Below are 24,605 nucleotides of genomic sequence, written 5' to 3'. Positions count from 1 at the left end.
CCGACTCTATCAGACTCTTTCGTGTCCGATTCCCGGTCGAAGCGGGCTACTGCTTGTTTCGCTTTCCAGTTCTTCGCTTTCGCGTTTCCCTTTCCGGCGAGTCCGACTCTATCAGATCCTTTCGGGCCTGATTCCCAGTCAGCGGGGCTTGTCCTCCGAGCCGTTGGGCCCTTCCGACGAGTGAGACATTAGCGGAATCCCCGGCCCCGACGCTAATCGGGGTTCCTTCGAACGTTGATTCCTCATTTCGCACGCGTGCACGCAAAAACGCCACGACAGATGCCGTTGGTTCTCGGTGGTTACTGCGGAATGGCTGTCCGGGGACCGACCGGAGTCGGCGCTCACGTCGGACAACTCGGAGCACACTACGGATCCGGGACGGGCGTGTCAACCCCGGACTTCACCGTCCCGCGCGCGGACGGCGGGCAGGTAGGACGTCGCCCCGGTGGTCGCCCGGAAGTGGCGGGCGAAAGTCCGCGCGGACGTGTCGGCGGGCCGCCGGTGCCGCCGCGGTGTGCGGTTGTGCCGAATGGGTCAGTGCGGGGGCCCGCACCTCTCAGCCGTTGCCCGTGGCCAGCTCACGACTGCGGTCGCGCGCGGCTTCGAGCGCGGCGATGAGTGCCGCCCGTACCCCGTGGTTCTCCAGTTCCCGGATGGCGCTGATGGTGGTTCCGGCCGGGCTGGTGACCGCCTCGCGCAGCTTCACGGGGTGTTCGCCGCTGTCCCGGAGCATCACCGCGGCGCCGATGGCGGCCTGGACGATCAGGTCGTGGGCCTGGGCGCGGGGCAGCCCGAGGAGGATGCCGGCGTCGGTCATCGCCTCCACGAGGAAGTAGAAGTAGGCGGGGCCCGAGCCGGAGAGGGCGGTGGCCGCGTCCTGCTGGGACTCGGGGACGCGGAGGGTCTTGCCCACGCCGCCGAAGATCGCCTCGGCGTGGCCCAGGTGCTGGGGGGTGGCGTGCCGCCCGGCCGAGATGACGGACATGCCCTCGTCCACCAGGACGGGGGTGTTCGGCATGACGCGTACGACCGGGGTGCCTTCGGCGAGGCTGTCCTCGATGAACGCCGTCGTGATGCCCGCGGCCGCGCTGATGACCAGGCGGTCGGCGGTGAGGTGGGGGGCAAGTTCGCCGAGGAGTGTCCCCATGTCCTGGGGCTTGACCGCGAGGATGAGGATGTCGGCCTTCCCGGCCGCTTCGGCGTTGGTGACGGCCTCGACGCCGTAGCGGGTGCGGAGCTTCTCCGCGCGCTCGGGGCGGCGTGTGGTCACCAGCAGGTCGGCGGCCCGCCAGCCGGCCCGGATCATGCCGCTGAGCAGGGCTTCGCCGATCTTTCCGGTACCGAGGACTGCGACTGTCTGGGCCATGTGATTCATCCTCCGGGAGGCGGTGCGCGGCACGCGGTACGTGTGGTGGCCGCCATCCTCGCACCGGCCCGTCACGCGGTGCGGCGGCGGAGGGTCGCGGCGCCCAGGCAGAGGACGAGCAGGGCGCAGCCCGCCACGATCAGGACGTCGCGGGAGAAGTCGGCCGTGACGTCGGTGTGGCCGAGTACCTGGTTCATCCCGTCGACGGCGTAGGACATCGGCAGTACGCCGGAGAGGGCTTCGAGGGCCGGGTGCATCTGGTCGCGCGGGGTGAACAGCCCGCACAGCAGCAGCTGCGGGAAGATCACGGCCGGCATGAACTGCACGGCCTGGAACTCGGAGGCGGCGAAGGCCGAGACGAACAGGCCGAGCGCGGTTCCCAGGAGCGCGTCGAGCAGGGCGACCAGGAGCAGCAGCCAGGGTGAGCCCACCACGTCGAGGCCGAGGACCCAGACGGACATGGCTGTGGCCAGGAGGGACTGGGCGACGGCGATCGCGCCGAACGCCAGGGCGTATCCGGCGATCAGGTCGGCTTTGCCGAGGGGCAGGGCGAGGAGCCGTTCGAGCGTTCCCGAGGTGCGTTCGCGGAGGGTGGCGATCGAGGTCACCAGGAACATCGTGATCAGCGGGAAGATCCCGAGCAGGGAGGCTCCGATGGAGTCGAAGGTCCGGGGGTTGGCGTCGAAGACGTAGCGCAGCAGGGTGATCATCGCGACGGGGACGATCAGCAGCAGCGCGATGGTGCGGGGGTCGTGGCGGAGCTGTCGCAGGACGCGGGCGGCGGTCGCCAGGGTCCTGGCCGGGGTGAGTACGGGGGCGTCGGTGCTCATCGGGCGGTCTCCTGGCGGGTGGCGGCGGCTTCGTCCACGAGATGGAGGAAGGCCTCTTCGACGGTGGCGGAGCCCGTCGCGGTGCGAAGGGCGTCGGGGGTCTCGTCGGCGAGGATCAGGCCCTCGCGCATCAGCAGCAGCCGGTGGCAGCGCTCGGCCTCGTCCATGACGTGCGAGGAGACGAGGATGGTGGTGCCCCGTTCGGCGGCGAGCGTGTGGAAGAGGTTCCACAGGTCGCGGCGGAGCACGGGGTCGAGCCCGACGGTCGGCTCGTCGAGGACCAGCAGCTCTGGGGTGCCGAGCAGGGCGACGGCGAGGGACACGCGGCTGAGCTGGCCGCCGGAGAGGTTGCCGGCCAGTGCGTCGGCGTGGCCGGTGAGGTCGACGTCGGCGATGGCGCGGGTGACGGCGTCCTCGCGGTCCCCCCGGTGTCTGCGGCCGGGCCGGAGTACGGCCGCGAAGTAGTCGAGGTTCTGCCGGACGGTGAGGTCCGTGTAGACGGACGGGGCCTGGGTGACGTAGCCGACGCGGGGACGCAGGGCCGGGTGTCCGGCGGGCCGGCCGAGGACGTTCAGCGTGCCCGTGGTGTGGGCCTGGGTGCCGACGACGGATCGCATGAGCGTGGACTTGCCGCAGCCGGACGGGCCGAGCAGGCCGGTGATCCTGCCCGGCTCGACGGTGAAGTCGAGGCCGCGCAGGACGGTGCGGTCTCCTCGCACGACGGTGAGGGCACGGGCCTCGACGGCCCCCGCGTTCGCGGCTCCCGAGTAATTCATCATGTGATGAATATGGGGCTCGCCGACGGCCCGCGTCAAGGGCGGGGGTGGCGGTCAGCCGGTCAGCACGGCGAGTTCCACCACATAGCGCTCCTCGACCGTGCCGTCGGAGAAGACGGCGGCGAGGTGCCCACGCTCCTCGTCGAGGAACCGGCGGGTGGACTCGCCGTCGCGCACGAGGAAGGCGGAGTGGGTGGCGAGGTTGGCGAGATGCGTGTCGACCGGCACCGTCCGGGACCAGGGGAGCAGCCGCCGCGCGAAGTCGCCGGACAGGGTCTCGACGTTGCGCGAACCGGAACCTCCCGGCGTGCCGTGGGCGCCGTCGTCGATGCCGAGGTGACGCCCCAGCCGGATGCCCTGCTCGGCGATCCAGCCCACGGACGCGTCGGAGACGTTCCACCAGAGCGCGAGCGATCCCCCGGGGCGCAGGACGCGGAGTGCTTCGGGGAGGGAGTGCGAGGGGTCGGTCCAGTGCCAGGACTGGGCGTAGGTGATCAGATCGGCCGAGGCGGTGGCCAGGGGGAGGCGGTTGCCGTCGCCCCGGACGACCGGGACGGACGGCAGCGACCGGTGCAGTTCCGCCGCCATGCCCGGCCCCGGCTCGACGGCCGTGACGCGGGCGCCGCGTGCGAGCAGCAGCCGGGTGGCGATGCCCGTCCCCGCACCGACGTCGACGGTGCGGGCGCCGGGCAGTGGCCGGCCGGCCAGTTCCTCGACGGCATCCAGGAGCGCGGGCGGGTAGCCGGGACGGTTCGCGGCGTACTGGGCCGCTGCGCTGTCGAACGACAGGGCGCGGGGCGGGGTGGCGGACATGCGTTCATGCTGCGCCCGGACCGGCCGGTGCGGGCGGGGATCGCGAAAGCTTCACCGGCGCCCGGAACGGCCGCCCGGTCCGGGAGGGTGCTACCGGCGCCCGGAGCGCTTGCCCTTGGCGGTCTTGCGGGCAGCGGGGTTGCCGGCGCGGTTCGAGCGGCGCTTCTCGTACTGGGCGAGTGCCGTCTCGTACTCCGTGCGCCGCAGCTTCTCGCCCGGTGCCTCGGTGAACGAGCGGAAGAAGTAGGCGAGGAGCGAGCCGATGAAGCCGATCGACTTGAGCCCGCGCAGCCTGTCGTCCTGGGACGGGTCGGCGGACCGGCTGCCGAATCCCTCCCAGGTCTTGCGGAAGGCGATGGCGCTGCAGACGGCGAACATCAGCACCACCAGCAGGCCGACGAAGCCGCCGACCTCGGCGATCTCCAGCCCCTGGTAGGCGAAGCGGAGGACGAAGCACGAGGCGACGGCCGCCGCGAGCGAGCCGACGGTCACCCCCGCGCGCCGCAGCCCGTAACCGCCGTCGTGGCCGACCCAGGTCGTACCGAAGAAACGGAGGGATTCGGGCTGCGGCCCGGGGGCGCTCCCGTCCCGTGCCGGGGCGCCTGAAGGTGCTTCGTTTTTCTCGCTCACGGGATCGATTGTCCCAGGGCGGACGCGTGTTCCGTCAGTCGCAGCGCGGCGCGATGTAGCCGTCACTGCCCGTGTGGACATAGGCGTCCGACACGAACTCGCCCGAGGCGATGTTGTCCCAGAGGTTCGACGTGCCGTACGGCCCGGACACCCGCTCGCCCGGCTTCTGGCAGTAGACCGGGACGCTCATCCCGTACGGAAGGGTCCGCACGATGCCGTACTGGGTGCCCGGTCCCCTGCGGACGTTGACGCGGTAGCCGGGTGCGATCGGGTAGCGGACGACGTCCGCCGCGAGCGCCGCGGCCTCCGTGCCGCCCCCTGTGGTCTCGGTGTTCTCTCCAACGCCCATGAGGGCCTCCCCCGTCGAGAAACGAACATGACGACGCGCAGGCTAACAAGCCCCCCGCTGCTCGCACGCACCATCGACTAGGCTCCGTGCGTCGCGCATGCGCACGAATTTCACGGGGGTGGGCGATGCCGCCGCTGCGAGGGACCGGATCGGATCCGGAAGCGGAGCATCCTGAGTACGCCGGGCAGTACCGCCTGGAGGCGTGTCTCGGATCAGGCGGCATGGGTGTGGTGCACCTGGCGCGCTCGGCGTCCGGGCTGCAGCTCGCGGTCAAGGTCGTACACCGTCAGCACGCCGCGGATCCCGAGTTCAGGGCTCGTTTCCGGCAGGAGGTCGAGGCGGCGCGGCGGGTCAGCGGCGCGTTCACCGCCCCGGTCGTGGACGCCGATCCGACGGCCGCGCTGCCCTGGATGGCCACCCTGTACGTGCCCGGCCCGACGCTCTCCGCGCAGGTGAAGCGGAACGGCCCGATGAGCCCCGCGGAACTGCGCAGGCTCACTGCCGGGCTCGCCGAGGCGCTCCGCGACATCCACCGGGCCGGTGTCATCCACCGGGACCTCAAGCCGAGCAACGTGCTGCTCCCCGACTCCGGCCCCAAGGTCATCGACTTCGGGATCTCCCGGCCGTACGACAGTGATCTGCGCACCGAGACGGGCAAGCTGATCGGCTCGCCGCCCTACATGGCGCCCGAACAGTTCCAGCGGCCGCGGGAGGTCGGTCCCGCCGCCGACGTGTTCGCGCTCGGCGCGGTGCTCGTCCACGCGGCGACGGGCCGGGGGCCCTTCGACTCGGACAGCCCGTACATCGTGGCGTACCAGGTGGTGCACGACGAAGCGGATCTCGCGGGGGTGCCCGCGGACCTCGCTCCGCTGGTCGGGCGGTGCCTGGCGAAGGACCCGGCGGACCGGCCCACACCGGACGAGATCATGGCGGCGCTGCACCCGCCGTCGTACGAGGCGGCCGCGTTCATCCCGGCCCAGCGACGGCCCGTCGCCCTGGAAACGGCGGCCGCGGACGGGGACGGTCCGGGCGAGGACCCCACGCACGTGCGGTCCGCCGACGGGCTCCCGCCCTCGGCGGGCACGGGGAAGGGCCGACGCACCGGCCTCCTGTCGGCCGCGGCCGCCGTGGCACTCACGCTGGTGGCGGCGGGACTGTGGGCCGCGACGGCGGGGGACGGTTCCACCGCACCCGGGCGGGGCGGTGCCGGGGGCGAGCCCAGCGCCGCCTTCGTGCCGTGGCGTGCGGAGCTCCGCACGGAGACCGGGTCGACCCCGTCGTGTTCACCCGCGGGTTCCGCGCTGTACTGCGTCGCCGCGGGATACGGGACCGCGCGGCTGGACCCCGCGGACGGACGGGTGGTCTGGGAGCACCGGGAGGACTCCGCCGAAGCGCCGGAGCTAGGCGCGGCACCGGGCGGTCCGGTGTACACAGCGTCGCCGGGCGGGCCGCTCAGGGCGTACGCCGCCGAGGACGGGGCCCCGCTCTGGCGGGCGCGGCTGTCCGGATACCAGGACGTCCCCTTCCCGGCGGGCGCCACCCTGCTGATGGTCCGGCGGGACGGCACGGCGGAGGGCCTCGACGCGGCGACCGGCACGTTCCGCTGGCACCACGCGCTGCCCGGACTCGGGCGTCCGTCCTACGCGTTCCACGACACGGCGACAGGACTGGCGTACGCCTTCGAGCAGACGGCGGACGGCACCGCGACGCTCGTCACCGCGATCGGGGCGGACACCGGCCGCACCGTGTGGCGGCACCGGCTGGACGGCATGCTCACCCCGGCCGGTACGTCCGGCGGGGAACTCGTGCTGACCGCGGTGAACAGCGACGCCCAGGTCACCGGGCTGGTGCGCTACGACCCGGAGCGCCGCAGCGCGGCGCGGGTCGCCCTGCCGTTCCGCATGAGCGGGCCCGAGGTCGTGGTGGACGGGGACACCGCCTATCTGCTGGAGCGGGGCGGGACCCTGCTGGCCGTCGGCATCCGGCCCGGCGGCGGCATGGCGGAGCGGTGGCGGCTGGAGACGGCCGTCGGCCTGACCTCCGCCCCGGTGCTCGGCCCCGGTGACCGGCTGTACTTCTCGGCGGCCGACGGGCGGCTCCTGGCCGTGGACACCGTGCGCGGGACGCTGATCGGGCAGACGCGGCCCCGGCTGAGGGAGGGCAGGCTCGGCCTCGCCTCGTCCCTGCCCGCCCCCGTCGTGCTCGGGCGGAGCGTCGTGGCGACCGCCCCGGACGGCTCCGTCTTCGCGGTGGACGCGGACGGCCCCGCCCGCTGGTGAGACCAGGGACGGGGCCGGACGGGAAGCGCGCGGTTCAGCCGAGCCTGGAGACGTCGCGGACGGCGCCACGGTCCGCGCTGGTCGCCATCGCCGCGTAGGCGCGCAGGGCCGCCGACACCTTGCGCTCACGGTTCTTCGGCGCGTACACGCCGTTGAGCGCCTCGCGCCGGGCGGCGAGCTCCGCGTCGGGGACGAGGAGGTCGATCGAACGGTTCGGGATGTCGATCCGGATCCGGTCGCCGTCCTCGACGAGCGCGATGGTGCCGCCGGACGCGGCCTCGGGCGACGCGTGCCCGATGGACAGGCCCGAGGTGCCGCCGGAGAAGCGGCCGTCGGTGACCAGGGCGCAGCTCTTGCCGAGGCCGCGGCCCTTCAGGAAGGACGTCGGGTAGAGCATCTCCTGCATGCCGGGGCCGCCGCGCGGGCCCTCGTAGCGGATGACGACGACATCGCCCTCCTTGATCTCCTTGCGGAGGATCTTGTCGACGGCGTCCTCCTGCGACTCGCAGACGACGGCCGGGCCCTCGAAGGTCCAGATCGACTCGTCGACGCCCGCCGTCTTCACGACACAGCCGTCCACGGCGAGGTTGCCCTTGAGGACCGCGAGACCGCCGTCCTTGGAGTAGGCGTGCTCCAGGTCGCGGATACAGCCGCCGGCCGCGTCGAGGTCGAGGGTGTCCCAGCGCTCGGACTGGGAGAAGGCAGTCGCGCTGCGCACGCAGCCGGGGGCGGCGTGCCAGAGCTCGACCGCCTCGGGGGACGGGGAGCCGCCGCGGACGTCCCATTCCTTGAGCCACTCGGCGAGGGTGTCGGAGTGCACCGCGTGCACGTCCTCGTTGAGCAGCCCGCCGCGGTGGAGTTCGCCCAGGAGTGCGGGGATGCCGCCGGCCCGGTGGACGTCCTCCATGTAGTACGTCCCGCCGGGGGCCACGTTGGGGGCGACCTTCGAGAGGCAGGGGACGCGGCGCGAGACCTCGTTGATGTCGTCGAGGGTGTAGCGGAGCTCGGCCTCCTCCGCCGCGGCGAGCAGGTGCAGGATCGTGTTGGTCGAGCCGCCCATCGCGATGTCGAGGGCCATGGCGTTGTCGAACGCGGCGCGGGTGCCGATGGAGCGCGGCAGGACCGTCTCGTCGTCCTGCTCGTAGTAGCGCTTGGTGATCTCGACGACCGTGCGGCCCGCGTTCTCGTACAGCGCCTTGCGGGCGGTGTGTGTGGCGAGGACGGAGCCGTTGCCGGGGAGGGAGAGGCCGAGGACCTCGGTCAGGCAGTTCATCGAGTTGGCGGTGAACATGCCGGAACAGCTGCCGCAGGTGGGGCAGGCGTTCTCCTCGATGCGCAGGATGTCCTCGTCGGAGACGCTCTCGTCGACGGCGTCGCTGATCGCGTTGACGAGGTCGAGCTTGCGGACCGTGCCGTCGACGAGGGTGGCCTTGCCGGCCTCCATCGGACCGCCGGAGACGAACACCGTCGGGATGTTGAGGCGCATCGCGGCCATCAGCATGCCGGGGGTGATCTTGTCGCAGTTGGAGATGCAGATCAGGGCGTCGGCGCAGTGCGCCTCGACCATGTACTCGACGCTGTCCGCGATGAGGTCGCGGGACGGGAGGCTGTAGAGCATTCCGCCGTGTCCCATGGCGATGCCGTCGTCCACCGCGATCGTGTTGAACTCGCGGGGCACCGCGCCGGCCGCCTTGATCGCCTCGGAGACGATCCGGCCGACGGGCGCGAGGTGGGTGTGCCCGGGCACGAACTCCGTGAAGGAGTTGGCCACCGCGATGATCGGCTTGCCAATGTCCTCACTGGCTACGCCGGACGCCCGCATAAGGGCGCGGGCGCCCGCCATGTTGCGGCCGTGGGTGACAGTGCGGGACCTCAGCTGGGGCATCGTCTCTCGCTCCTTCGACAGAAAAGACTCCTTTGGAGCGTACGCCTACCGTGCCAAGATCTGGACAGACCGTCCGATATGCGGGACGGACGGCTCGGTGCGCGGACGGGAGCGGGCGCCGGACGGCCCGGCGCCACGGGCTCAGTCCTCGGCCAGGTACCGCTGGAGCGTCGGAGCCACCATCGCGATGATCTTCTCCGGATCGGCCGACGCCAGCGGCTCCGCCTGGATGACGTAGCGCAGGATCGCGATGCCGATCATGTGGGAGGCTGCCAGCTCCGCCCGGAAGGTGGGGTCGGGCACGTCGAGGTCGGCCGCGATCCGCTCCAGCAGCCGGCGCAGCACGAAACCGCGCAGCACCTTGGCCGCGGCCTCGTGCGTGAGCGCGGAGCGCAGGATCGCCAGCAGCGGCGCGCGGGACGCCGGGTTCTCCCACACGCCGATGAAGTACCGGGCCAGGCGCTCCCCGACGTCCTCCGAGGGGCCGCCCAGGATGGAGGGGATGACGAGCGCCGGCTCGAAGGAGACCTCGACGGCGGCGGCGAAGACCTCGTCCTTCGTGCCGAAGTAGTGGTGCACCAGGGCCGAGTCCACGCCCGCCGCCTTCGCGATGCCACGGATCGACGTCTTGTCGTAGCCGCGTTCGGCGAAATCCGCGCGGGCCGCCTCCAGGATGCGGGTCCTCGCGTCCGGGCCCTCCGCGTGCGCGGTGCGTGAGGGGCGGCCCCTGCGCCGCGGGGCCGGTCCGCCGTCGCCGGACGTCACGAGCGCGGCGCCTGCGCCGACGAGGCCAGGTGGAGCCGGGTGAAGGCCAGCGCCTCCGCGAGGTCCGCCTCGCGTTCCGCGGACGACATGGCCCTGCGGGTGTTGACCTCGATGACCACATGGCCGTCGAACCCGGTACGGGCCAGCCGCTCCAGCAGTTCCGCGCACGGCTGGTCGCCCCGGCCGGGCACCAGGTGCTCGTCCTTGCCGGAGCCCTTGCCGTCGGCGAGGTGGACGTGCGCGAGCCGGTCGCCCATCCGGTCCACCATCGCGAGGCTGTCGGTGCGCGCGGTGGAGGTGTGCGAGAGGTCGACGGTGAAGTGCCGGTAGTCGTCGTTGCTGACGTCCCAGGCGGGCGCGTACGCCAGCATCTCGCGGTCCCGGTAGCGCCACGGGTACATGTTCTCGACGGCGAAGCGGACGTCGGTCTCGTCCGCCATCCGCCAGATTCCGGTGATGAAGTCACGGGCGTAGTTGCGCTGCCACCGGAACGGCGGGTGCACCACCACCGCCGAGGCCCCGAGCTTCTCCGCGGCGTCCCTGGCCCGCTGGAGCTTCACCCACGGGTCGGTGGACCAGACCCGCTGGGTGATCAGCAGACATGGCGCGTGGATCGCGAGGACCGGCACCTGGTGGTAGTCCGACAGACGCTTCAGCGCTTCTATGTCCTGGCTGACGGGGTCGGTCCAGACCATGACCTCGACGCCGTCGTAACCGAGGCGCGCGGCGATCTCGAAGGCCGTCGCCGTCGACTCCGGATAGACGGAGGCCGTAGACAGGGCGACCTTCGCATCCGGGATGCGCACCACTGGTTCTGCCACCAGGACAGCGTAAGCGCAGCGGCGCGCGTCCCTCAGGGACCCCGGCGGAAAGTGAGAAGGGCCATGACCGCCGCCGGCGGGATCAGACCGGAACCGCCTGGGCCGTCGGCAGGTGGTCCAGACGCCGCAGGATGACGCCCTCGCGCAGCGCCCAGGGGCAGATCTCCAGCTCCTCGACCCCGAAGAGGTCCATCGCCCCCTCCGCGACGAGCGCCCCGGCCAGCAGCTGCGCGGCACGCCCCTCGGTGACCCCGGGCAGGTGTCCGCGCTGCTCGACGGTCATCGTCGTCAGCTTCGGGACCCACTCCTCCAGCGCCTTGCGGCTGAGGACGCGCTGCACGTACAGCCCCTCGGCGGAACGGGCGGCACCCGTGATCCTGGCGAGCTGCCGGAAGGTCTTGGACGTGCCGACGACGTGGTCGGGCGGTCCGAACCGGGTGAACTCGCCGACGGAACGGGCGATGCCGGCGCGGACGTGACGGCGCAGTGCGCGTACGTCGGTCGGGTCCGGCGGATCGCCCGGCAGCCAGCCGGCGGTGAGGCGCCCCGCGCCGAACGGCAGCGAGACGGCCGCGTCGGGCTCCTCGTCCATGCCGAAACCGACCTCGAGGGAACCGCCGCCGATGTCGAGGACGAGCAGCTTCCCGGCGGACCAGCCGAACCACCGCCGGGCCGCGAGGAAGGTCAGCCGGGCCTCCTCCTCGCCGCTGAGGACCGTCAGGGACACCCCGGTCTCGTCCCGCACGCGGGCCAGGACCTGGTCGGCGTTGCCCGCCTCGCGCACGGCGGAGGTGGCGAACGCCAGCACGTCCTCGCAGCCCTTGTCCTCGGCGGCCTGGAGGGCGCCGGCGATCGTCGACACGAGGCGGTCGACGCCCTTGGGGCCGATCGCGCCGCTCTTGTCGAGGAGTTCGGCGAGCCGCAGCTCCGCCTTGTGCGAGTGCGCGGGCTGCGGTCGCGCACCGGGGTGGGCGTCGACCACCAGCAGATGCACCGTGTTCGAACCCACGTCGAGGACTCCGAGTCTCATACCGGAACGCTACTGCGGCTTACTCTGGGCGCGTGCCAAAGACGAAAAAGGCGAAGCCGGACAAAGCCACGAAGAAGCAGTCGGGATCGAAGCGGGAGACGCCGCAGCCGGAAGCGACGGGGCCCGGCGGGCCCGACGAGAAGGAGCTCGACTTCGCTCGGGCGTGGGTCGAATTCCCCGACCCGACGGACGACGAGCAGATCTACCGCTGCGACCTGACCTGGCTCACGTCCAGGTGGAACTGCATCTTCGGCAGCGGCTGCCAGGGAATCCAGGCGGGCCGCGCCGACGACGGCTGCTGCACGCTCGGCGCGCACTTCTCCGACGAGGACGACGAGAAGCGGGTGGCCGGCCACGTCGCACGGCTCACACCGGAGATCTGGCAGTTCCACGACGTGGGCGCGAAGACCGGCTGGGTCGGCGTCGACGAGGACGGCGAGCGCCAGACCCGGCGCTGGGAGGGCTCGTGCATCTTCCAGAACAGGCCCGGATTCGCGGGCGGCGCGGGCTGCTCGCTGCACATCCTGGCGCTGCGGGAGGGCAAGGAACCGCTGGAGACGAAGCCCGACGTGTGCTGGCAGCTGCCGGTCCGGCGGACGTACGACTGGATCGAGCGGCCCGACGACACCCGAGTGCTCCAGATCTCCATCGGGGAGTACGACCGCCGCGGCTGGGGTCCCGGCGGTCACGATCTGCACTGGTGGTGCACGTCGGCGACCTCCGCGCACGGCGCCGGCGACCCGGTCTACGTGTCCTACCGGCCTGAGCTCACCGAGATGATGGGCAAGGAGGCGTACGGCCTGCTGGCCGAGCTGTGCGAGCAGCGGCTGGCGTCGCTGCTGCCGATGGCCCCGCATCCGGCCGACCCGGCCTGAGGCGGTCCGGCACCCGCCCGCGCCATCCGACGGCGGCCCGGTGTGCGCTGCGCGAGGCCTTCGCGCCGCGCAGGCCGGGCCGCCGTCGCGTGCGTGTACGGCGCGGACCTGCCGGCGGCGCACCCGCTCGCCGCCGGGGACGGGCCGCCGTCGCGCGCGGGGTCAGCCGGCCGGTTCCGAGGGCTCGTCCGGAGGCGTCGTGCCGGGCGAGGGCTCGGGCGGCGACGGCTCGCCGGTGGGTGACGGCGTCGGGTCGGGCGGATCCGGCGTGGGCGTCGGCGTGGGCGTCGGGTCCGGTGACTGCGTGGGGTCCGGGGTCGGATCGGGCGACGGGGGCGGCGGCGACTGCGTGGGGGCCGGCGGTTCGGAGGACGGACCGGGGGACGGGGTCGCCGGATGCGTGGCGCCCGCGCCGTAACCGGTGACGGCGACGGCGGAGCCCGAGGGTGCGAGGACGACACGGGCGGTCCAGGGGCCGCGCGGTTCGGCCGCGCGGTCGACGAACACGTGGAGGGTCACGCTCCGGCCGGGCGCGACCGTGCCGGACGAGCGGCTGAGCCGGAGCCACGGGGCCTGCGCCCGAGCCGACCAGGAGACCGCGCGGGTGCCGGTCGCCGTCAGGGTGACCGTCGTACGGCCGCCGGTCGAGCGGGCCGAGACGACCAGCGTGCCCGCCGCGTCCGGGGATCCCCCGACACTCACGACCTCCGCGGAGACGTCGGGCCTCCGGGCACCGTCCGTGAAGCTGTCGTCCGCGTCGGGCCGGGCGTTGCCCGCGTTCTCGTAGTGGTCGTACGCCTCGTCGCCGGGACCCGGTTCCACGTCCACGTCCGTCGCGGTGACCGACGGGTCGCGTCCCTCCCCGGTGAGCGGGGCGCCCCGGTAGGCGGCCCACAGCGCGATCACCGGTGCGGCGACCACCGTCGCCACGACCGTCGTCGTCACGACCCGGGCGCGGAGCCGGTCCCGGCGGGCGGCGTGGTCCTTGGGGTCGAGCGGGAATCCCGTCCGGCCGAAGCGCGGGGCGCCGGACCTGGAGCGCCGGGCGTGGGCCAGGGCGACGCGGACGGAGGGGCGGGGTGCCTCGACGACCGGGAGCGAGGCGACGCGGCCCACGGCCGTCCCGGGCCACGGCCCGGCGGCACCCGCCCGTTCGGCGGCCCGGCGGCAGCGCGGGCAGTCGTCGACGTGCCGGACGAGTTCCCTGCGCAGGACCGCCGAGAGCAGCACCTGGTGCGTGCCGGTGAGCCTGGCCACAGCGGGGCAGTCGCCCGTCTCGACGACGGCGAGGGCGGCGCGGGTGCGCTCCACCTCGCAGGCGGCCCCGGCCAGGAGCTCCCGGGCGCTGCCGACGTCCATGCCGAGGACCGCCGCCACGGCGCGCGAGGTCAGCCCGTGGCGCACCGCGAGCTCCAGCGCCTCGCGCTGCTCGGGTGTGGTGCCCGCCGCCTCCGGCCAGGCCAGCTGCGCGAGTTCCCGCCGGCGCGCCTCGGACGCCGGGGACTCCGCGGGGCGGCCCGGGCCTGCGGCCTCCTCCGGGGAGGCGTGCGCGACGGCGGGAGGCGGGGCGGGTACGGACTGGCGGCGGTGGGCCTGCCTGCCCCGGCGCTGCTCGGTGAGCGCTCGCAGGCACGTCCACCTGGCCAGGGCGTACAGCCAGGATTTACGTTCCTCCTCGCCCTCGGGGCAGCGGCCGTGCTGCCGCTCGGCGATCGCCAGGACGAGTCCCAGGGCGTCGGTCGCCGCCTCGTGGTCGCAGAGGACGGAGAGGCAGTAGGTGAACAGTCCGTCGAGGTGGGGCTCGTAACGTGCGGACGGGCGCTGCGCCGTCGGGTGCGCCGCGCTTCGGTGCGCCCGGTGTGCGCCGGTGGTGCGTACGGAGGTGTCCAGCCTGCTGCTCGTCACCTTGCGACCGTAGGCAGATGAGGGTGAACCTTTGGCGACACTTTCCGACATTTAATCCTTACGGGTGACACTCTCCTTCCAAAGCGGACAGGAATTCCGTATTCCACCAGAACCGACGCATCGGTCACATGTTCGCCCATCGCTCCCACGGGCGGTGCTGTCGGACCCCACCTATACGGTGACGCCATGGCTGCCCGTACGAAATCCGCGAAGGACCGGCCGTCCTACCGCTGCACCGAGTGCGGCTGGACGACCGCCAAATGGCTCGGCCGCTGCCCGGAGTGCCAGGCCTGGGGGACGGTCGAGGAGTTCGGCGGCGCCCCCGCCGTCCGCACGACCGCGGCCGGCCGGGTCTCCACCGCCGCCCTGCCGATCGGCCAGGTCGACAGCCGCCAGGCCACGGCACGCTCGACCGGGGTCGGCGAGCTGGACCGGGTGCTCGGCGGAGGGCTCGTGCCCGGTGCCGTCGTGCTGCTCGCGGGCGAGCCGGGCGTCGGCAAGTCGACGCTGCTGCTGGACGTCGCGGCGAAGGCGGCGAGCGACGACCACCGCACGCTCTACGTCACCGCCGAGGAGTCGGCGAGCCAGGTGCGCATGCGGGCGGACCGCATCCGGGCGATCAACGACCACCTGTACCTGGCCGCCGAGACCGACCTCTCCGCCGTCCTGGGACATCTGGACGCGGTCAAACCCTCCCTGCTCGTCCTCGACTCCGTGCAGACGGTCGCCTCGCCGGAGATCGACGGCGCGCCCGGCGGGATGGCCCAGGTCCGGGAGGTCGCGGGCGCGCTCATCAGGGCGTCCAAGGAACGCGGCATGTCGACGCTCCTGGTCGGCCACGTCACCAAGGACGGCGCCATCGCGGGACCGAGGCTGCTGGAACACCTCGTCGACGTCGTGCTGTCCTTCGAGGGCGACCGGCACGCGCGCCTCAGGCTCGTGCGCGGTGTCAAGAACAGGTACGGCGCCACGGACGAGGTCGGCTGCTTCGAGCTGCACGACGAGGGCATCACCGGTCTCGCCGATCCGTCGGGGCTCTTCCTGACCCGCCGCGACGAGCCCGTGCCCGGCACCTGCCTGACGGTCACCCTGGAGGGCAAGCGCCCCCTGGTCGCCGAGGTGCAGGCGCTGACGGTCGACTCGCAGATCCCCTCGCCCCGGCGCACCACCTCGGGCCTGGAGACGTCCCGGGTCTCGATGATGCTGGCGGTCCTCGAACAGCGGGGCCGTATCAGCGCGCTCGGCAAGCGGGACATCTACAGCGCCACCGTGGGCGGCGTGAAGCTCACCGAGCCGGCCGCGGACCTCGCGATCGCCCTGGCGCTGGCCAGCGCGGCGAGCGACACACCGCTGCCGAAGAACCTGGTCGCGATCGGTGAGGTGGGGCTCGCCGGGGAGGTCAGGAGGGTGACGGGCGTGCAGCGCAGACTGGCCGAGGCATATCGTCTGGGGTTCAAGCACGCCCTCGTTCCGAGGGACCCGGGACAGGTTCCCGCGGGCATGAAGGTCACGGAGGTCGCCGACATGGGAGACGCCCTGAGAGTCCTTCCGCGCCGGTCTCGCCCGGACGGACCACAGGACGACGGCGCACGCCGGTAGACTTTGCCCTGGTCTCGCCCGTCCGTACGAGCGGTACGAGGGACGCAAGGGCACCGCAAACCTGTGACCGGAGGAGTGCAGTGGCAGCCAACGACCGGGCAGCAACGCCCGGAAAGTCCGGCCAAGGCACGGGGAACGAGGCGCTGATGCGCGCCTCCTTGAGCGCGGTCGCGCCCGGAATGGCCCTTCGTGACGGCCTGGAACGCATCCTGCGCGGCAACACCGGCGGGCTGATCGTTCTCGGCATGGACAAAACCGTCGAATCCATGTGCACCGGTGGATTCGTGCTCGACGTGGAGTTCACCGCGACGCGCCTGCGCGAGCTGTGCAAGCTGGACGGCGCGCTGATCCTCGACAAGGACATGACCAAGATCCTGCGGGCCGGCGTCCAGCTGGTCCCGGACGCCTCGATCCCGACCGAGGAGACGGGCACCCGCCACCGCACGGCGGACCGCGTCTCCAAGGCCTGCGGGTTCCCCGTGGTGTCGGTCTCCCAGTCGATGCGCCTGATCGCGCTGTACGTCGACGGGGAGCGCCGGGTGCTGGAGGAGTCCTCCGCGATCCTGTCCCGCGCCAACCAGGCCCTCGCCACGCTGGAGCGCTACAAGCTCCGGCTGGACGAGGTCGCGGGCACGCTCTCCGCGCTGGAGATCGAGGACCTGGTGACCGTCCGGGACGTCACGGCGGTCTCGCAGCGGCTCGAGATGGTGCGCCGGATCGCCACCGAGATCGCCGAGTACGTCGTGGAGCTGGGCACCGACGGACGCCTCCTGTCGCTCCAGCTGGACGAGTTGATCGCGGGCGTGGAGCCGGAGCGGGAGCTGGTCGTGCGCGACTACGTGCCCGAACCGACGGCGAAGCGCTCCCGCACGGTCGCCGAGGCGGTGGCCGAGCTGGACACCCTGACCCACACCGAGCTGCTCGAACTCCCCGTGGTGGCGCGGGCGCTGGGCTACAGCGGCTCGCCCGAGACCCTCGACTCGGCGGTCTCACCGCGCGGGTACCGGCTGCTCGCGAAGGTGCCGCGGCTTCCCGGCACCATCATCGAGCGGCTGGTGGAGCACTTCGGTGGCCTCCAGAAGCTGCTCGCCGCCAGCGTGGACGACCTCCAGGCCGTGGACGGCGTCGGCGAGGCCAGGGCCCGGAGCGTGCGCGAGGGCCTCTCCCGGCTGGCGGAGTCCTCGATCCTGGAGCGGTACGTCTGAGGGATGAGCGGGAGCGTTCCGGGTCAGTCCGGAACGCCTGCCGCCGCCAGGGGGGCGGTGGCCGCCATCCCCGGAGCCGCCTCTCCCGCGGCTGCCGCGCCCGGGCCGACCCCCCGGCCGATCGGTGCGGGGCCGGTCACCCGGGCGCCGGTCCCCGGCCGGGAATCAGTCCTTGGCCAGGACGAACGACGCCCGCTGCACGCTCTCGCCGGGGATCCTGGCCTCCAGCAGGTACGTCCCCGGCGCCGCGGCGCCGGGAGGCGGTGTCGCGCACTTGGGCGCGCTGCGCTTACGGTCCCAGTCCACGGTGTGGACGACCGTCGCTCCCGCGGGGATCCTCAGGAACAGGGCCCCGGTGCGGGGGCAGTCCTTGGACGACCACAGCTGATCGTCGTCCTCTCCCGCCTGCGTGATCGTGAGCACGGCGTTCTTCGGGCCGAAGTCGGCCTTGCAGTCAGCGGCCGAGGTGTTCCTGGCGGTGAGCCGGAAGCGCGGCTTGTCGTCGGGCCCGAAGCTGTTGTCGGTCCTCAGGCTCAACTGCAGCGCGGCCGGCGTGCAGTTGGGGAGCGAGGAACCCGCGGGCACCTGCTGGCCCGCGCTTGTGCCGGCCGGGCCGGCACTCGAACCCGTCGGGCCTTGCGCACCCGCGGAACCCACCGCGCCCGCGGAGCCGCCCGCACCGGTGTCCGATCCCGCCCCGCCCCCGGTACCGGCACTCCCACCGGAGCCACCGTCCGTGCCGGAGCCGCCCGACTCGTCGCGCCCGCCGGGAGGTTGACCGACGACCGGACCCGAACCCGAGGGCCCGGGCGTGATGGACGGTGCGGGGTTCTTGCCACCCGGCTTGCCGTCGTCCGTGCCCGGTCCGCCCCCGCCGCCCCGCGTGACGGCCCATGCGGCCAGGGCCGCGAGCAGCGCGATCACGAGCACCGCTACTGCTCTCCGACGCCAATAGATGCTGGAGGGAAGCGGCCCGACCGGATTGCGCATAGAACCCACGCACCGAACTGTACGAGAGTTCCCGCCCAACTCCGGCCCCCAACCCCCGCTCTGATCGACAAGTTTTCCGGATCATCATCACGGAGCCACCGTTCCCGGCCGCTTCCAGCCACTTTGCACCGGCTCGGACTTCGTCCGCACCGTACGAAGGGACAGAACGGGTGGCGTTATCACCCCGAGAGCCGTCGGCCGGGCCGACACCCCCGTAGCGTGCGCGCCACTCCCGCCTTCCGTGCCAGGATCGTAGGTGCGATGACTGCCACGACTTCGACACAGACGCCCCCCGCCTCCCTCCACGCGCCCGTCATCGGGTGGTTCGAGCAGCACGCCCGCGATCTGCCCTGGCGCCGCCCCGAAGCGGGTGCCTGGGGCGTGATGGTGAGCGAATTCATGCTGCAGCAGACCCCGGTGAACCGCGTCCTCCCCGTCTACGAGCAGTGGATGGCCCGCTGGCCGCGCCCCGCCGACCTGGCCGCCGACGCGCCGGGCGAAGCCGTCCGCGCCTGGGGCCGGCTCGGCTACCCCCGGCGCGCGCTGCGCCTGCACGGGGCCGCCCAGGCGATAACGGAACGCCACGGCGGGGACGTGCCGAGCGAGCACGGCCAGTTGCTCGCACTGCCCGGTATCGGCGAGTACACGGCCGCGGCCGTGGCCTCGTTCGCGTACGGGCAGCGTCACGCGGTGCTGGACACGAACGTCCGCAGGGTGTTCGCCCGGGCCGCCACCGGCATCCAGTACCCGCCGAACGCCACCACCGCGGCCGAGCGCAAGCTCGCCCGCGCCCTGCTCCCCGAGGAGGACGAGCGCGCCGCACGCTGGGCCGCGGCCACGATGGAGCTCGGCGCCCTCGTGTGCACCGCGAAGAACGAGGACTGCACCCGGTGTCCCATCGCGGAGCAGTGCGCCTGGCGACTGGCCGGGAAACCCGCCCACCAGGGGCCGCCCCGCCGCGGCCAGACCTACGCCGGTACGGACCGGCAGGTGCGGGGGCGGCTGCTCGCGGTGCTGCGTGACGCGGTGACCCCGGTGCCGCAGTCCGCCCTGGACTCGGTGTGGGAGGAGCCCGTCCAGCGGGCACGGGCCCTGGACGGGCTCGTCGCCGACGGCCTGGTCGAGCCCCTGGCCAACGGCCGGTACCGACTGCCCCTCACCTGACCCGCGCACCCGGCGGACCCGCTGCCCATCGGCTGTTACACAACCGATGGGCAGCCGTGCGTCCGCGTACGGCTGCTCCGCACAACCCCGTGACAACGCCTCCGTAACGTCACCGGACGTCGGCGGAACACCTGGCCGGCGGCGGTACCACGGGGTTTCACGGGGACGGAGGCGGTTGTTATGGCGCAGGGCGAGGTGCTCGGCTTCGAGGAGTACGTACGGACCAGGCAGGACGCGCTGCTGCGCAGTGCCCGCCGGCTCGTGCCGGATCCCGTGGACGCACAGGACCTGCTGCAGACCGCCCTGGCCCGCACCTACCGCCGCTGGGACGGCATCGCCGACAAGTCCCTGGCCGACGCCTACCTGCGCCGCGTCATGATCAACACGCGGACCGAGTGGTGGCGGGCCCGCAAGCTCGACGAGGTCCCCACCGAGCAGCTCCCCGACGCGAGCGTCGACGACGGTACGGAGCAGCGCGCCGACCGTGCCCTGCTCATGGACGTCCTCGGCGTCCTGGCTCCGAAGCAGCGCAGTGTCGTCGTGCTGCGACACTGGGAGCAGATGAGCACGGAAGAGACGGCCGCGGCCCTCGGCATGTCGGCCGGCACGGTGAAGAGCACGCTGCACCGCGCTTTGGCGCGCCTGCGCCAGGAGCTGGAGGACCGCGCGGCCCGCAGCCGCGAGGCCGAGGGCGTCCTGGCGCGGATACCCGCCCAGCGGAGCCGGCGGCACGACGAGCGGGAGCGGGAGCGGTGCGCGGCCTGAACGGCAGAAGCACGGGCGGCGGAAGGACGGCGGGACCGGGCGGCAGGCTCGGTGCCGGCCTCGCGGCGGGGAGCACGGCGGTCGCCGGGCTCGCCGCCTTCGCGCTGTTGTGCGCCGGCTGCACATCCGGCGGCACCGGCACCCGTGACGAGGGCCCCGCGGACTCCCGGCCGGTCACCCGGGCCTCGGCGCCGAACGCCGTCCCCGCCGGGACGGCCAAGCCGGCGCCGCGCATCGACGCGGTGAAGCTGGTGGAGGCGGACCCGAAGGTCAGCAGGCAGTTCAAGGACGACCTCAAGCCCTGCACCGGCGACGAGTACCCGATCGACACCTCCTACGGCACGCTCACCGACGGTCCGGCGGCCGACGTCGTGGTCAACGTGATGACCTGCGGTGACTCGGTGGGGGTGGGCACCTACGTCTACCGGCAGCGGGCGGACGGTTCCTACGGCAACGTCTTCGCCGCCGAGACGCCCGCGGTCTACGGCACCATCGACCGGGGGGACCTGGTGGTGACGACCCAGGTGTACGGGTCCAAGGACGCGGTCGCCTACCCCTCCGGCGAGGACATCGTCACGTACCGCTGGACCGCCGGCCGGTTCGCCGAGACCGACCGGGTGCACAACGACTTCAACCGGGCCGTCGGCAACGGGGAGGGCACCCTTCCCGTACCGCCGACGACGAAGAACTGAGAGCCGCCCGCATGGCCGAGACCCACGTCCTCTTCGTCGAGGACGACGACGTCATCCGTGAAGCCACCCAGCTCGCCCTGGAGCGGGTCGGCTTCGCGGTCACCGCTGTGCCCGACGGCCTGCTGGGCCTGGAGGCGTTCCGGGCGGACCGTCCGGACATCGCGCTGCTGGACGTGATGGTGCCGGGGCTGGACGGAGTCAGCCTGTGCCGGCGCATCCGCGACGAGTCGACCGTGCCGGTGATCATGCTGTCGGCGCGGGCCGACGCGATCGACGTCGTGCTGGGCCTGGAGGCCGGGGCCGACGACTACGTCACGAAACCGTTCGACGGGGCGGTGCTCGTCGCGCGCATCCGCGCGGTGCTCCGGCGCTTCGGCCACGCGGCCGGTCCCCACGGTGCCGTACCCGGCGACGGACCTCCGGGCGAGGCGGACGGCGTGCTGGTCTTCGGCGACGTGGAGATCGACACCGAGGGCATGGAGGTACGCCGTGGGGGCGACCAGGTGGGCCTGACCCCGACCGAGATGCGGCTGCTGCTGGAGTTCTCCTCGGCGCCGGGCACGGTCCTCTCGCGGGACAGGCTGCTGGAGCGGGTGTGGGACTACGGCTGGGGCGGGGACACCCGCGTCGTCGACGTCCACGTCCAGCGGCTCAGGACCAAGATCGGGCAGGACCGGATCGAGACCGTCCGCGGCTTCGGCTACAAACTCCGCGCATGAGGCGGCTGGCGCTGCGGACCGGTGTCCGCTGGAAGATCAGCATCGCGATCGCGGCCGTGGGCGCGCTCATCGCGCTGGCCCTGAGCCTCGTCGTCCACAACGCCGCCCGCGCCTCGATGCTGGAGAACGCGCGCGAGGTGCAGCTGGAGCGGCTGCTGTTCGCCCAGCGGCTCTACGAGGCGACGAACACCCAGAAGCCGTCGCCGAAGTTCGGCGCCAAGATCAACGATCCCGCGCTGCCGAAGAGCCTGCGCGAGAGGACCCGGGAGAACCGGCGCGCCACCCACGTCGACGAGTACGCGAACGGAGTGCCCGACGTCTGGGCGGCCGTGCCACTGGCCAACGGCGACGTCCTGTCCCTGCACACCCGCTTCGCCGACCGCAACGCCACGGTGATGGGCGACCTCGACCGGGCCCTGGTCATCGGCTCGGTCTCGGTCGTCTTCGGCGGCTGCGCCCTGGGCGTCCTCATCGGAGGCCAGCTCTCGCGGCGGCTCCGCAAAGCGGCGGCAGCGGCCGGCAAGGTCGCCCAGGGCAACACGGAGGTACGCGTCCGGGAGGCCGTCGGCGGTGTCGTACGGGACGAGACGGACGAGCTGGCCCGTGCCGTGGACGCGCTCACCGACGCGCTGAACGGGCGGATCGAGGCCGAGCGCCGGGTCACCGCCGACATCGCCCACGAGCTGCGCACCCCCGTGACCGGGCTCCTCACGGCCGCCGAGCTGCTGCCCCCGGGCCGCCCGACGGAGCTCGTACGGGACCGGGCCCAGGCGATGCGGACTCTGGTCGAGGACGTCCTGGAGGTGGCGAGGCTCGACAGCGCCTCGGAGCGCGCCGAACTGCAGGAACTACGGCTCGGTGAGTTCGTGGCACGCCGGGTCGGGCTGCTGGATCCGGAGATCACGGTGCGGGTCGTGCACGAGTCCCAGGTCTCCACGGACCCGCGGCGGCTGGAACGCATCCTGGGCAATCTGCTGGGCAACGCGGCCAAGCACGGCGCGGGCCCGGTCGAGGTCACGGTCGAGGGCCGGGTGGTGCGGGTCCGCGATCACGGACCGGGCTTCCCCGAAGCGCTGCTGAGGGAGGGGCCGAGCAGGTTCCGCACCGGAAGCGCCGACCGGGCCGGACGGGGCCACGGGCTCGGCCTGACCATCGCGGCCGGACAGGCACGGGTCCTCGGTGCCCGGCTGACGTTCCGCAACGCGGGGCCGGCCGGGAGCAGCGGCGGGGCCGTCGCGGTGCTGTGGCTGCCGGAACACGCTCCGACGAACACCGGCAGCTTCCCCATGCTGCGCCAGGACGGCACGGACCTGGGCGGGGACTGAGCCACGGGCCGCGGCGGCCTCCGCCGTCCCCCGTCGGGGGCGGGCGGGGAGCCGGGACCGACGCGACGGGCCCCGGCGGCGTGACGCCTCCGGGGCCCGTCGTGTGCGGCCGCTCAGACGGCCTGCGGCGCGGTGGCCGCCACGGGCGGCACAGTGCCCTCGGCCTCCGGTCCCTGCGGCTTGGCGGTGCCCCGCAGCGGGACCTCCTTGACGAAGAGCGACGCCACCAGGGCGATCACCGCGACCGAGCCGCCCACGAGGAAGGCGATGTGCGTCCCCGAGGCCACGGCGTACTCGTACGCCTCGCGGACCGGGACGGGAAGCTTCGCCAGGCTCGCCGCGTCCAGCTGCGCCGGCATCCCGGCCGCCGCGGCGCCGCCCCGCTCCGCCATCTCGTCCTGCACACGCCCGGTGAACAGGGCGCCCATGATCGCCACTCCGAAGGAGCTGCCGAGCGTACGGAAGAGGGTCGTGGCGGACGAGGCGACGCCCATGTCCTTGAGCTCGACGCTGTTCTGCGCGACGAGCATCGTGATCTGCATCAGGAAGCCCATGCCCGCGCCGAGCACCGCCATGTAGACGCCGGAGGTGAGGCGCGTGGTGCCGGTGTCCATGGAGGCCAGCAGGAACAGGCCGACGACCATCAGGGTGCTGCCGAGGATCGGGAAGATCTTGTACTTCCCGGTGCCGGTGGTGACCCGGCCCGCGATCAGCGAGACGGCCATCATCGAGAGCAGCATCGGCAGGAGCAGGAGTCCGGAGTTGGTCGCGGACGCGCCCTGCACCGACTGCTGGAACAGCGGCAGGAAGAGCACCGCTCCGAACATCACGAAACCGGCCATGAACCCGACGACCGACATGAGGGTGAAGTTGAGGCTGCGGAAGATGTGGAGCGGGATCACCGGCTCGGCGGCCTTCGTCTCGACGAAGACGAAGCCGACGAGGGCGGCCACGCCGAGCGCGACCAGCTCCATGATCACGGAGGATCCCCAGGCGTACTCCGTACCGCCCCAGGTGGTGACCAGCACGATCGCGGTGATACCCACGGTGAGGAGGGCGGCACCCAGGTAGTCGACCTTGGTCTTCCCGCGCTCCTTGCGGGGCAGGTGCAGCACGACGGTGACCATCGCCAGCGCGAGGGCGCCGAGCGGGATGTTGATGTAGAAGCTCCAGCGCCAGCCCAGGTGGTCGGTGATGGTGCCGCCGACCAGCGGCCCGCCGATCATGGCGATGGCCATCACGCCGGCCATCATGCCCTGGTACTTGCCCCGCTCGCGCGGGGGCACCAGGTCGCCGAGGATCGCCATGACGCCGACCATCAGGCCTCCCGCGCCGAGGCCCTGGACCGCGCGGAACCCGATCAGCTGCCCCATGTCCTGGGCCATGCCGCTCAGCACCGAGCCGATCAGGAAGATCACGATGGACGTCAGGAAGATGCCCTTGCGCCCGTACATGTCGCCGAGCTTGCCCCAGATGGGGGTGGATGCCGCGGTGGCCAGGGTGTAGGCCGTCACCACCCAGGACAGATGTTCCAGTCCGCCCAGGTCGCCGACGATGGTCGGCATCGCGGTGCCGACGATCAGGTTGTCGAGCATGGCCAGCAGCATCGTGATCATCAGGGCGAGTACCACCACCCTGATACTGCGCGCCTGCGGTTCGGCCGGGCCGGCCGCCGCCTTCTTCAGTTCTGCCATGTCGTCTTTCCCCTGATCCCCTGGTGCCCGGTCCGCGGGCCCGACACTTACTTGTCGCCCGGCTAGTTGGCTACACTGAGGAAAGTAGACCCGTAACTAGCCGGGCGTCAAGTAAGTTCTTGGGAGAG

22 protein-coding genes are annotated in these 24,605 nt (G+C 72.6%); 9 read left to right on the top strand and 13 right to left on the bottom strand.

The window, feature by feature from the left end; translation table 11 throughout:
- Positions 1 to 556: 556 nt before the first annotated feature.
- The 6 genes from proC to ACFYY2_RS28060 all read right to left on the bottom strand — a co-directional run bounded on the left by proC (position 557) and on the right by ACFYY2_RS28060 (position 4,764).
- A complete protein-coding gene (gene proC / locus ACFYY2_RS28085; RefSeq protein WP_388748047.1) occupies positions 557 to 1,366 on the bottom strand; it encodes a pyrroline-5-carboxylate reductase in 810 nt (269 codons plus the stop codon).
- Between the two features lie 71 nt (positions 1,367 to 1,437).
- Positions 1,438 to 2,196, bottom strand: coding sequence for an ABC transporter permease (locus ACFYY2_RS28080; RefSeq protein WP_388748044.1), 759 nt, complete (start codon positions 2,194 to 2,196; stop codon positions 1,438 to 1,440).
- Positions 2,193 to 2,975 (bottom strand): ABC transporter ATP-binding protein, encoded by a 783-nt coding sequence (locus ACFYY2_RS28075; RefSeq protein WP_388748042.1) that lies wholly within the window; start codon positions 2,973 to 2,975, stop codon positions 2,193 to 2,195. The genes ACFYY2_RS28080 and ACFYY2_RS28075 overlap by 4 nt, the downstream gene beginning before the upstream one ends.
- A gap of 51 nt (positions 2,976 to 3,026) precedes the next feature.
- On the bottom strand, positions 3,027 to 3,785 hold the full coding sequence (locus ACFYY2_RS28070) for a class I SAM-dependent methyltransferase (RefSeq protein WP_388748040.1): 759 nt from the start codon (positions 3,783 to 3,785) through the stop codon (positions 3,027 to 3,029).
- Between the two features lie 90 nt (positions 3,786 to 3,875).
- Positions 3,876 to 4,415, bottom strand: coding sequence for a hypothetical protein (locus ACFYY2_RS28065; protein WP_388748038.1), 540 nt, complete (start codon positions 4,413 to 4,415; stop codon positions 3,876 to 3,878).
- A 34-nt stretch (positions 4,416 to 4,449) separates the two neighbouring features.
- A complete protein-coding gene (locus tag ACFYY2_RS28060) occupies positions 4,450 to 4,764 on the bottom strand; it encodes an SH3 domain-containing protein (protein ID WP_388748036.1) in 315 nt (104 codons plus the stop codon).
- 125 nt (positions 4,765 to 4,889) lie between these two features.
- Here ACFYY2_RS28060 and ACFYY2_RS28055 point away from each other — a divergent pair, with 125 nt between their 5' ends.
- On the top strand, positions 4,890 to 7,043 hold the full coding sequence (locus ACFYY2_RS28055; RefSeq protein ID WP_388748034.1) for a PQQ-binding-like beta-propeller repeat protein: 2,154 nt from the start codon (positions 4,890 to 4,892) through the stop codon (positions 7,041 to 7,043).
- Between the two features lie 34 nt (positions 7,044 to 7,077).
- On the opposite strand, the gene ilvD is transcribed toward ACFYY2_RS28055, so the two are convergent.
- From ilvD to ACFYY2_RS28035, 4 genes are all read right to left on the bottom strand, one after another.
- The gene (gene ilvD / locus ACFYY2_RS28050) at positions 7,078 to 8,928 is read right to left on the bottom strand and encodes a dihydroxy-acid dehydratase (RefSeq protein ID WP_388748032.1); all 1,851 of its coding nucleotides are present in this window, start codon (positions 8,926 to 8,928) and stop codon (positions 7,078 to 7,080) included.
- A 141-nt stretch (positions 8,929 to 9,069) separates the two neighbouring features.
- Positions 9,070 to 9,693: a TetR family transcriptional regulator gene (locus ACFYY2_RS28045; RefSeq protein ID WP_388748030.1), complete on the bottom strand. Its 624-nt coding sequence runs from the start codon at positions 9,691 to 9,693 to the stop codon at positions 9,070 to 9,072.
- Positions 9,690 to 10,514 carry a sugar phosphate isomerase/epimerase family protein gene (locus tag ACFYY2_RS28040; protein WP_388748028.1) on the bottom strand — a complete coding sequence of 275 codons (825 nt, stop codon included), beginning with the start codon at positions 10,512 to 10,514 and terminating at the stop codon, positions 9,690 to 9,692. Before ACFYY2_RS28040 ends, ACFYY2_RS28045 begins: the two co-directional genes overlap by 4 nt.
- A gap of 82 nt (positions 10,515 to 10,596) precedes the next feature.
- A complete protein-coding gene (locus ACFYY2_RS28035; protein ID WP_388748025.1) occupies positions 10,597 to 11,544 on the bottom strand; it encodes a Ppx/GppA family phosphatase in 948 nt (315 codons plus the stop codon).
- A 32-nt stretch (positions 11,545 to 11,576) separates the two neighbouring features.
- Here ACFYY2_RS28035 and ACFYY2_RS28030 point away from each other — a divergent pair, with 32 nt between their 5' ends.
- Positions 11,577 to 12,419: a hypothetical protein gene (locus tag ACFYY2_RS28030; RefSeq protein WP_388748023.1), complete on the top strand. Its 843-nt coding sequence runs from the start codon at positions 11,577 to 11,579 to the stop codon at positions 12,417 to 12,419.
- A gap of 162 nt (positions 12,420 to 12,581) precedes the next feature.
- Here the strand turns inward: ACFYY2_RS28030 and ACFYY2_RS28025 are convergent, their stop codons facing one another.
- Positions 12,582 to 14,375 carry a hypothetical protein gene (locus ACFYY2_RS28025; RefSeq protein WP_388748021.1) on the bottom strand — a complete coding sequence of 598 codons (1,794 nt, stop codon included), beginning with the start codon at positions 14,373 to 14,375 and terminating at the stop codon, positions 12,582 to 12,584.
- Between the two features lie 135 nt (positions 14,376 to 14,510).
- Here ACFYY2_RS28025 and radA point away from each other — a divergent pair, with 135 nt between their 5' ends.
- Together radA and disA are read left to right on the top strand one after the other, a co-directional pair.
- Complete coding sequence (radA, locus tag ACFYY2_RS28020; protein WP_329038480.1) at positions 14,511 to 15,923, top strand: DNA repair protein RadA; 1,413 nt, start codon at positions 14,511 to 14,513, stop codon at positions 15,921 to 15,923.
- 80 nt (positions 15,924 to 16,003) lie between these two features.
- Positions 16,004 to 17,128, top strand: a complete 1,125-nt coding sequence (gene disA, locus ACFYY2_RS28015; RefSeq protein ID WP_327117380.1) for a DNA integrity scanning diadenylate cyclase DisA — start codon at positions 16,004 to 16,006, stop codon at positions 17,126 to 17,128.
- 165 nt (positions 17,129 to 17,293) lie between these two features.
- On the opposite strand, the gene ACFYY2_RS28010 is transcribed toward disA, so the two are convergent.
- Complete coding sequence (locus tag ACFYY2_RS28010) at positions 17,294 to 18,118, bottom strand: hypothetical protein (RefSeq protein ID WP_388748071.1); 825 nt, start codon at positions 18,116 to 18,118, stop codon at positions 17,294 to 17,296.
- 261 nt (positions 18,119 to 18,379) lie between these two features.
- Here ACFYY2_RS28010 and ACFYY2_RS28005 point away from each other — a divergent pair, with 261 nt between their 5' ends.
- The 5 genes from ACFYY2_RS28005 to cseC all read left to right on the top strand — a co-directional run bounded on the left by ACFYY2_RS28005 (position 18,380) and on the right by cseC (position 22,783).
- On the top strand, positions 18,380 to 19,282 hold the full coding sequence (locus ACFYY2_RS28005) for an A/G-specific adenine glycosylase (RefSeq protein WP_327117378.1): 903 nt from the start codon (positions 18,380 to 18,382) through the stop codon (positions 19,280 to 19,282).
- Between the two features lie 180 nt (positions 19,283 to 19,462).
- Positions 19,463 to 20,047, top strand: coding sequence for a SigE family RNA polymerase sigma factor (locus tag ACFYY2_RS28000; RefSeq protein WP_388748018.1), 585 nt, complete (start codon positions 19,463 to 19,465; stop codon positions 20,045 to 20,047).
- Positions 20,035 to 20,739: a hypothetical protein gene (locus ACFYY2_RS27995; RefSeq protein WP_388748016.1), complete on the top strand. Its 705-nt coding sequence runs from the start codon at positions 20,035 to 20,037 to the stop codon at positions 20,737 to 20,739. The genes ACFYY2_RS28000 and ACFYY2_RS27995 overlap by 13 nt, the downstream gene beginning before the upstream one ends.
- 11 nt (positions 20,740 to 20,750) lie before the next feature.
- The gene (cseB, locus tag ACFYY2_RS27990) at positions 20,751 to 21,458 is read left to right on the top strand and encodes a two-component system response regulator CseB (RefSeq protein ID WP_388748014.1); all 708 of its coding nucleotides are present in this window, start codon (positions 20,751 to 20,753) and stop codon (positions 21,456 to 21,458) included.
- On the top strand, positions 21,455 to 22,783 hold the full coding sequence (gene cseC / locus ACFYY2_RS27985; protein WP_388748013.1) for a two-component system sensor histidine kinase CseC: 1,329 nt from the start codon (positions 21,455 to 21,457) through the stop codon (positions 22,781 to 22,783). Before cseB ends, cseC begins: the two co-directional genes overlap by 4 nt.
- Positions 22,784 to 22,896: 113 nt before the next feature.
- Here cseC and ACFYY2_RS27980 read toward each other — a convergent pair whose 3' ends face one another.
- The gene (locus ACFYY2_RS27980) at positions 22,897 to 24,477 is read right to left on the bottom strand and encodes an MDR family MFS transporter (protein WP_388748011.1); all 1,581 of its coding nucleotides are present in this window, start codon (positions 24,475 to 24,477) and stop codon (positions 22,897 to 22,899) included.
- Positions 24,478 to 24,605 lie beyond the last annotated feature (128 nt).

It is taken from the genome of Streptomyces sp. NPDC001822, assembly GCF_042892135.1.
GTDB lineage: Bacteria > Actinomycetota > Actinomycetes > Streptomycetales > Streptomycetaceae > Streptomyces.
The sequence above is the reverse complement of the archived record's forward strand: the minus strand, read 5'-3'. Positions and strand labels throughout refer to the sequence as shown.

What these genes read in the sequence shown, in the direction of transcription:
- ACFYY2_RS28055 (WP_388748034.1), top strand. Translation starts at nt 4,890, where the DNA reads ATGCCGCCGCTGCGAGGGACCGGATCGGATCCGGAAGCGGAGCATCCT.
- ACFYY2_RS28075 (WP_388748042.1), bottom strand. Translation starts at nt 2,975, where the DNA reads ATGATGAATTACTCGGGAGCCGCGAACGCGGGGGCCGTCGAGGCCCGT.
- ACFYY2_RS28025 (WP_388748021.1), bottom strand. Translation starts at nt 14,375, where the DNA reads ATGTCGGAAAGTGTCGCCAAAGGTTCACCCTCATCTGCCTACGGTCGC.
- ACFYY2_RS28005 (WP_327117378.1), top strand. Translation starts at nt 18,380, where the DNA reads ATGACTGCCACGACTTCGACACAGACGCCCCCCGCCTCCCTCCACGCG.
- ACFYY2_RS28060 (WP_388748036.1), bottom strand. Translation starts at nt 4,764, where the DNA reads ATGGGCGTTGGAGAGAACACCGAGACCACAGGGGGCGGCACGGAGGCC.
- cseB (WP_388748014.1), top strand. Translation starts at nt 20,751, where the DNA reads ATGGCCGAGACCCACGTCCTCTTCGTCGAGGACGACGACGTCATCCGT.
- ilvD (WP_388748032.1), bottom strand. Translation starts at nt 8,928, where the DNA reads ATGCCCCAGCTGAGGTCCCGCACTGTCACCCACGGCCGCAACATGGCG.
- ACFYY2_RS28010 (WP_388748071.1), bottom strand. Translation starts at nt 18,118, where the DNA reads ATGCGCAATCCGGTCGGGCCGCTTCCCTCCAGCATCTATTGGCGTCGG.
- ACFYY2_RS28080 (WP_388748044.1), bottom strand. Translation starts at nt 2,196, where the DNA reads ATGAGCACCGACGCCCCCGTACTCACCCCGGCCAGGACCCTGGCGACC.
- radA (WP_329038480.1), top strand. Translation starts at nt 14,511, where the DNA reads ATGGCTGCCCGTACGAAATCCGCGAAGGACCGGCCGTCCTACCGCTGC.
- ACFYY2_RS28000 (WP_388748018.1), top strand. Translation starts at nt 19,463, where the DNA reads ATGGCGCAGGGCGAGGTGCTCGGCTTCGAGGAGTACGTACGGACCAGG.
- proC (WP_388748047.1), bottom strand. Translation starts at nt 1,366, where the DNA reads ATGGCCCAGACAGTCGCAGTCCTCGGTACCGGAAAGATCGGCGAAGCC.
- ACFYY2_RS28035 (WP_388748025.1), bottom strand. Translation starts at nt 11,544, where the DNA reads ATGAGACTCGGAGTCCTCGACGTGGGTTCGAACACGGTGCATCTGCTG.
- cseC (WP_388748013.1), top strand. Translation starts at nt 21,455, where the DNA reads ATGAGGCGGCTGGCGCTGCGGACCGGTGTCCGCTGGAAGATCAGCATC.
- ACFYY2_RS27980 (WP_388748011.1), bottom strand. Translation starts at nt 24,477, where the DNA reads ATGGCAGAACTGAAGAAGGCGGCGGCCGGCCCGGCCGAACCGCAGGCG.
- ACFYY2_RS28070 (WP_388748040.1), bottom strand. Translation starts at nt 3,785, where the DNA reads ATGTCCGCCACCCCGCCCCGCGCCCTGTCGTTCGACAGCGCAGCGGCC.